We start from the raw sequence: 1152 nt of genomic DNA, 5'->3' as shown, positions 1-1152 counted from the left end.
GCAGCTTCGCGATCAGATCGTCAGCGGCGGCGCGATGTCGCGGCATCAGCAGGAGCGTGCGCAGGGCGAGTACGAGCAGCAGCAGTATGCGGCCGCGCAGCAGCAGGCGCAGGTCGATGCCGCCGCCAAGAATGCAGCGGCCCAGTACTCGTCTCCGCCTCCGGCGGCACCCGCCGCCGCTGACGATCTGATCGCGAAGCTGCAGCAGCTCGCATCCCTCAAGGATTCCGGCGTGCTCTCCGATGCGGAGTTCGCCGCGGCGAAGCAGAAGCTCCTGAGCTGACGAGACCGGCAGCCCGCCGTCGGAACGACAGCCGAGACGAGGACAACGAATGAGTGAACTGGAAGACCTGCGGGCCCGCGTCGTCCTCCTCGAGCACGAGAACGAGACGCTCAAGCGGCCCCGCCGCCGGCCGGTGGGGAGGAGCATCGTCGCGGGGATCGTGCTCGCTCTCGCGGTCCTGATGGCTCCGATAGCCGCGATGGGCACCTGGGCCCGGCTGCAGCTCGTCGATGCCGATCGGTTCGTCGCGACCTTCGCACCGCTCGCCGAGGATCCCGACGTACAGGACTTCGTCGCGGATCAGGTCAGCGCCGCCATCCAGGAGCAGGTGGACTTCAGCGAGATCGTCGCAGAGGTGTTCGACGGAATCCGTGAACTCGACCTTCCGCCCCGCGCGTCATCCGCACTCTCCCATCTGGAGGCCCCGGCGGCCAGCGGGCTCACCTCCCTCGTCGACGGCGTGATCCACGACGTCGTGGCATCCGATCAGTTCGCCGACATCTGGGCGCAATCGCTGCGGTTCACGCACGAACGCGCGGTCGCGATCCTGCAGAACAGCCGGGACACCGCCGTGCAGCTCGCTGACGATGGAGTGCTCTCGATCGACCTCGGTCAGGTCGTCGACCGGGTCAAGGTGGTGCTGACCGAGCGTGGCGTCGGATTCGCCCAGCTCATCCCCGAGATCGACAGGTCGGTCCCGATCGCCCAGGCTGACGCGCTGGTCCTGGTGCGCACCGTCTACCAGATCGCGGTCGCGGCGGGGTTCTGGCTGCCATGGGTGCTGCTCGGGCTCGTCGTAGCCGGCATCCTGATCGCGCGAGATCGCGCGCGTGCCCTCCTGTGGACCAGCGTGGGCTTCGCCGTCGCTT

Annotated in this window: 1 protein-coding gene and 1 pseudogene; both read left to right on the top strand. The window is 68.3% G+C overall.

What is annotated here, in order from left to right; translation table 11 throughout:
• On the top strand, positions 1-283 hold a 283-nt coding region (locus tag KZA10_RS15720), incomplete at its 5' end, for an SHOCT domain-containing protein (RefSeq protein ID WP_218683351.1).
• Between the two features lie 49 nt (positions 284-332).
• A pseudogene (locus KZA10_RS15715) lies at positions 333-1152 on the top strand (hypothetical protein); the annotation flags it as partial.

The sequence above is a fragment of the Microbacterium sp. BF1 genome, from assembly GCF_019279095.1.
Classification (GTDB): domain Bacteria; phylum Actinomycetota; class Actinomycetes; order Actinomycetales; family Microbacteriaceae; genus Microbacterium; species Microbacterium maritypicum.
Note: the sequence above shows the minus strand (reverse complement) of the source record. Positions and strands in the feature narration are given on the sequence as shown.